Origin of the sequence: Bifidobacterium xylocopae (assembly GCF_003315615.1) — a bacterium.
Taxonomy (GTDB): Bacteria; Actinomycetota; Actinomycetes; order Actinomycetales; family Bifidobacteriaceae; genus Bombiscardovia; species Bombiscardovia xylocopae.
Window position 1 is genome coordinate 24,015 of the sequence record NZ_PDCH01000017.1, and the last position, 6,166, is coordinate 30,180.

4 protein-coding genes are annotated in these 6,166 nt (G+C 59.4%); 1 reads left to right on the forward strand and 3 read right to left on the reverse strand.

What is annotated here, in order from left to right; genetic code table 11:
- Nucleotides 1-36: 36 nt before the first annotated feature.
- Nucleotides 37-807, reverse strand: coding sequence for an HpcH/HpaI aldolase family protein (locus CRD59_RS06830; RefSeq protein ID WP_113853939.1), 771 nt, complete (start codon nucleotides 805-807; stop codon nucleotides 37-39).
- 84 nt (nucleotides 808-891) lie between these two features.
- On the reverse strand, nucleotides 892-2,115 hold the full coding sequence (gene rhmD / locus CRD59_RS06835; RefSeq protein ID WP_113853940.1) for an L-rhamnonate dehydratase: 1,224 nt from the start codon (nucleotides 2,113-2,115) through the stop codon (nucleotides 892-894).
- A gap of 416 nt (nucleotides 2,116-2,531) precedes the next feature.
- Between rhmD and CRD59_RS06840 the strand changes: the two genes are divergently transcribed.
- Nucleotides 2,532-3,854, forward strand: coding sequence for an MFS transporter (locus tag CRD59_RS06840; protein WP_113853941.1), 1,323 nt, complete (start codon nucleotides 2,532-2,534; stop codon nucleotides 3,852-3,854).
- A 99-nt stretch (nucleotides 3,855-3,953) separates the two neighbouring features.
- Here CRD59_RS06840 and CRD59_RS06845 read toward each other — a convergent pair.
- Nucleotides 3,954-6,166: LPXTG cell wall anchor domain-containing protein (locus tag CRD59_RS06845; protein ID WP_201736578.1), on the reverse strand; the 2,213-nt coding region annotated here is incomplete at its 5' end.

Sequence of the window (6,166 nt, forward strand, 5' to 3'; positions counted from 1 at the left end):
TCCGCCAAGCAAGCGGCGTGCACTAACCCCGCCACCTCAACGGAAGAGGGCCAACTCCCTATCCAATGCATGCACATACAAATCGGTATCGCCAGCCACAGCCACGAAATTTGCACCCCAGTCGAAGTACTTCTTGGCCAGGTCAGCGTCGAAAGCCAATGAACCAATCGCCTTATCATGGCTGCCGATGATGTCGAACGCTCGATGAATGGCGTCCTGCACCTCCGGAGCCTCCGCGGCGTCAGGGTATCCCAGGGAAGCTGAAAGATCGGCGGGGCCAATGAAAACCGCGTCGATGCCATCCACCGAAGCTATCTCATCCACATGCTCCAATGCTTCCCTACTCTCCACCTGTACTATGAGGCAAATCTCATCGTCGGCAACCCGTATGTAGTCAGGAATGCGCCCCCATTCCCCCGAACGCGCCAGCACAGCACCCACACCCCGGATTCCCTCAGGCGCATACCGAGTGGCTTTGACCATCAACTCGGCCTCTTCGCGGCTGTTTACCATAGGCAGGAGGAGGGTCTGAGCACCCAAATCGAGCACTTGTTTGATAAGCACGGGATCGGAGTTCGCCGGACGGACAATCGGACTTACCGGGTATCCATGGACGGCACGCAGGACATCAAGCATGGTAGTCAAATCATAAGGGCCGTGTTCCCCATCGATCAGCACCCAGTCGAAACCGGAATTGGCCGAAACCTCCGCGGCCGTGGCCGAGCCGAAAGCCAACCATAGACCCAGGAGACGGCGGTCCTCCTTGAGAGCCTGCTTGAATACATTGTGCGTTATCGTGTGCGGCATGGTTCTTTCTCTTTTCCTGTATGTTCCACGGATACGCGGCCGCCCGGCCCCAGGCTGGGGACGAAGGGCGGCCGCGGCGCTGAATCAATGGGTGTAAGGGCGCTCCAATGGGCAGTCCCTGTTCAACTCGACCCCAAAGCCGGGCTTGTCCAGCTGCTCAGCGGTGATGATGCCGCCTTCGGGCACCGGCTCACCAACCAGGATCGGGTCGAACTGCGGACGCAGGTGGTCGGCCTTCGGGGCGGTCATCAGGAATTCGCTGAAAGGCGTGTTCGTAAAGGTGATAACGGCATGGTGGGAGTAGACCGAGGAACCGTGGGGCACGACGAGCTGACCATGGGCCTTGGCCAGGGCCGCGATCTCCTGCAGGGAGGTGATGCCTCCGCACCAGCCGACATCAGGCTGGAGGATGTCGACACCGGCATCGGAGAGTTCCTTGAAAGCACTCAGGTTGCCGGTATGCTCACCGGTGGTCATCAGCATGCCTTTGGGCATGTTCTTCTTGAGCTCACGGTAGGATTCCACATCCGCTGCGGGGAAGCACTCCTCCATCCACTTCAGCTTATAGGGAGCCGCGGCATGGGCCATCTTAGTGGCATAATTTACGTCCTGACTCATCCAGCAATCGAACATCAGCCAGAAGTCGTCACCAACCCTTCCACGCATATCGGCCAGCATCGCCACATCCTTCTCGATGCCTTCATCCCCGAAAGCCGAACTCCAGTGGGTGGGCATCTTCCCGCCGATGAAGCCCATCTTCTGGGCCAGGTCCGGCCGGGCGCCAGTGGCATAAAAGTGGATTTCATCACGTACCGCGCCACCCAGAATCTTGTACACTGGCAGGCCGATGACCTTGCCATACAGATCCCAAAGAGCCAGGTCCACGCATGAAATGGTGTTGATGACGACTCCGCCGCCACCCGAGTAGAAGAGCGTCGCATTGATCATCTGATCATGGATCAGTTTGATCTGATCCACTCGCTTACCTTCCACAAAGCGGTTCAGGTGCTTCTCCACAATGAAGCAACCTACCTGTCCGGCGGTTGAGATCGCGAAACCTGTTGTGCCGTCCGAGGCTTCCACTTCAACCACCAAGGTCCCCAACACATTCAACCCAAAGGACTGCCTTGACTGCTCGTATTCCTTATATTTGCTCATCGGGGTGGCGATATGGTCGTCGATCCAGTGGTCCTTGCCTTGATCGTGGTAGTCCCCTCCACCTTGTCCGCGGATTTTGGCGGCCGCGCCGCCCATGCTATAAGCCCTGATAGCCTTGATGGTCGGCAACTTGGTTGATGGTAACGGCATTGTCTCCTCCATAAATTGCTCGAATCGGGGAAGCGTCCTCACTTACCCTTCAGGCGGTAGCCCCTGCGGAGCACCGCTGCCCCCAGTGTATCCTTTTTGAGATAGCATCCCAATATTCGGGAACCCAATAGAATCGCTTGACGTTTTCCACGTTCCTTTGGCTTACACGAAACAAGGAGCCCCGGCAAACTACCGGACACACACCTTTTGCTTCTTCCCAAGTATAGGGACTGTGTTTCAACTCACATATACTGGCCATTGTACGAGACGCGGCATGGTCCAATGCAGGACCACATGCCCGTCCTCCGACAGGTGCCTCCCAAACGCAAGGTGGCACCAAAAAAGATTGATGTCGCCGCCTCTCATCACGACGGGCAGGCATGCAGAGAACGGCATTACAACAAAGGGGTTATGACATGACGCAAGACACAGAAACCAATCGGCGGGCACAGGAGCTCGCCCAAGTCGTGGCCAAGACAACGAAACGACTGGTTCCCTTTTTGCTCCTTATGTACGTCATCGCCTTCTTCGACCGCAGTAACATTTCCTACGCCCAGCAGTCCTACATGGCGGACACCGGTCTAACTGCCCAGGGTTACGCACTGGGATCAGGCCTGTTTTTCGTCATATATTCCTTCCTGGGAACGCCATCCAATCTGATGATGCGCAAGGTTGGCGCGCGTAAATGGCTGACGGCGCTGGCTATCATCTGGGGCCTGGTAGGTACCGGCATGGCGTTCACACACAATCAGACCCAATTCCTGATTGTCCGGGTCCTCCTCGGTGTCGCCGAGGCCGGATTCTTCCCCGGTGCCATCTATCTGACCACTATTTTCTTCCCACGAAAGCAGCAGGACCAGATCCGTGGCCTTTTCTATATGGGCGCACCGCTAGCCATGATCATCGGCGCTCCTGTCTCCGGCATCCTCCTACAGATGCATGGATTCCTGGGTAAACCCGGCTGGTTCTGGATGTTCTTCTTCGAAGGACTGGCCGCGGTCATCATCGGCATCGCAGCCTGGTTCTATCTGGACGACAACCCAAGAACCGCCCGCTTCCTAAGTTCAGATGAAGGCGAATTGCTGGCAGGTGCCATCGAAAAAGAGGAAAGCGGAAGCCAGGTCAAAACCGAGTCCAGCATGTCCGGTGCCCTCAAGTCCTGGAGGGTATGGGCCCTGTCCATCGTCTACTTCATGATTCAGGTCGGTGTCTATGGCATTACATTTTATCTTCCCAGCCAAGTCTCTGGGCTGATTGGCAAGAAGGTCGGCATGGAAGTCTCCCTGATATCCATGATTCCATGGATCTGTGCGCTGCTTGGAACCTGGCTTCTGCCTAAGTGGTCCTCGAAGAGCGAGCGCCATTCACTGTTCGTCACCATCATTCTGCTCGTCACCGGCATTGCAATCGCCATGTCCTCCTTCGTGCCGCCACTGTTGGCCATCGCCTGCCTGTGCGTCGCCGCCACAGGCGTAATCGCCAGCCAGCCCATCTTCTGGAACATGCCAACCGAGTTGCTCACCGGGGCAGCCCTTGCTGGTGGCATCGGCGTGGTAAACATGCTGGGCGGCTTCGGCGGTTTCTTCGCCCCCAACATCCGCGTCTGGTTCGACGCCCTGCTCAATACCCAAGCGAGCGGACGAGGCGGCCTGGTGGCCCTCGGGGCGTTCGTCCTGATTGGCGCTCTTCTCTCTTGGATCGTAGGACTCTCGGAAAGAAAATCCACTCGTCAATCCTGAAACGGTTCCTGCTGGAATCTAACTGTCCGAAGGAAACGGAACCACCTCCAATGGAGTGCGGTTCCGTTTCCCGGGCCGCCCTCTTATGCATTCATCCGCTCAGGCATGGGCGCGCCGAATGCGGTCGGCCACACGCTGATGGACCCTGGCCCAGCCCAGCAGGGGCAGACCGGCTCCGGCCAAGGAGAGGGCCAGTAGGCTGACCACCAACATGCCGGAACCGGTCATCGGCAGAGGGGCCGCGAGCTTGCCGTTCCAATCGTCCGGCCCGGAGACCACATCCGCTCCCCCGCAGTTGCCATCCTTGCGCTGGCCGGGCTTGCCGTCCCAGGGGTCATCATCGATGACCGGGCAGTCCACGACCGGCTTGCCGGTCACCCCGGCCCGATCGGTGTGGTGGTCGCCGGGTTTGACCCCCTTGAGCAAGCCGGTCACATCCACATGGTCGCCCGGTTTCAGCACGATCCGGTCGAACCCGTCCGGATAGGAAAAGGCCTCGACCGCTCCGGAGCCGGCGACGGTGTGGTCCCTCAGCTGCAGGCCCGTCAGCGGCAGCTGCCCGGTGTTCGTGACCCTGAAAACGATGACCGTACCGTCCCTGGCATCCTCCAAGGCGTCCTGCGGGTCGTCCCTGTCGCCCCGCTCGGGACCGCTGCCCTGGTCGAACTTCTCGATGGCGATGGCCGGCAGCAGGTTCGGGGTCCTGGTCTCCACCTCGTTCGAAGGGCGCTTGGTGCCGTTCAAGGTCTCCAGGAACCAGTTCTTGACTGCGTCGGCCGCGCGGTAACGGGTGAACTGCACATATGCCGTCCAGGCCTGCTCGTCGTCGCTTGAAGCCATGTCCAGGTAGCGTTGGGTGGCCGTCAATGTCAGCTGCCCGTCCTTGTCCTCGTAAGCGAACAGCTCCCCTCCGAAGGCGCTGGCGTCAAAATCCTTGCCTGCGATGCGTTCGCCCCGTTTTGCGAGGATGGTTCCGTCGCTCGCTTTCAGGTCCCTGTTGGCGTAGACCGCCCACTGGCCCGTGGCCCTGTCGTGCGCCTTGTCGTATTGATCCACGATTGACCAGTCCCTCAGCCTGGGATAGGCACGGTGGGCCGGCAGCACGCTGGAGTCCAGGCGGTAGAGGAACTGGCTGTTCAGATAGATCTTCTGCTGGTCGACGCTGCCGCCACCCACCTCCACAACCACGTCCTTATGCGGATTGACGGGAGCCAACGGATTCACGACGGTGTTGGTCACGTCCTCGCGGCCATTGGTGACCTGTGTGGCCGTGTTCTTCACCTCATATCCATCCTTGACGTTCACGACCGTGACCGGCAGGACCAGTTGGTAACGATGACCCAACACCCTTTGGTCGATTGAAGGATCCTCAGACGGGCTCAGCTTGCGCCGGGCGTAGTCCCCCAGGTCCGCTGGCTGCGGGTCCCCCTTGATCGTCTCGCCGGTGGAAGGCAGAGGTGTGTCCACTGTCTTGAAGAAGGCGTACACGACGCCGGCTTTGACCTGGATGTTCAGTCTGGCACTGACATCGGCCCCGGTGTCATCGAGCACCTGGATGCCGGCTTCATCCAGCTTCAGATACTCCTGGTCGTAGTCGTCGATCACGCCCAGACGCTGGACCTTGTATGCGGCCTGCTCCAGCCCCCGCGCGTCGATGCCGATGCGGTAGTAGAGCCTGTCCCCGAGCAGGGCCTTCCTGCCGTCAATGCTTACGGCAGGGTCCTGCTGCGTCACATGCTTGTCGGGCTGTGGGCCCGGCGGCAGGTTGACCACCTTGTTGCTTGGGGTCAGCGAATTGTTCAGGGTCAGTCCCCACTGGTTGTCAACCCTAGTGTCGGCTGGCGCATGCTCGTCGATCGTGCCTTCGAAACGGATAAGGATGCGCGGATGCTGGCCGGCGTGCCAGTTGGCGTTGACATAGGCATCGGCGAACGTCAGACGGACACTATGGGAGGTGTCATCCCAACGGCTTGAGTACTGCCCCTTGGGAATGAACCGCCCGGTAGACAGATCCGTGATTTCCAGGGTCTGTTTATCCACCTTCAGATACTCGCTATACGTGTCTTCCACCACCACCTTGGTGACCTGGTAGCCCAGGTTGGACGGCAGCTGGGGCTCGGTCTGCAGCTGGTACTCCAACTTCTGCCCGGGGAAGGCGAGCTTGCCGTCCACGCTGGACTGGTCTCCGCCCTGGCTGGCCTCGGAGACCACGTCCTTCCTGACCGGCGGCACATACCCGCAGATCTTCGGCTCGTTGGTGGGCGTCTCCTGGTTGTTCACCGTCTCGGAGCCCTTGTTTTTCAAGGCCCGAC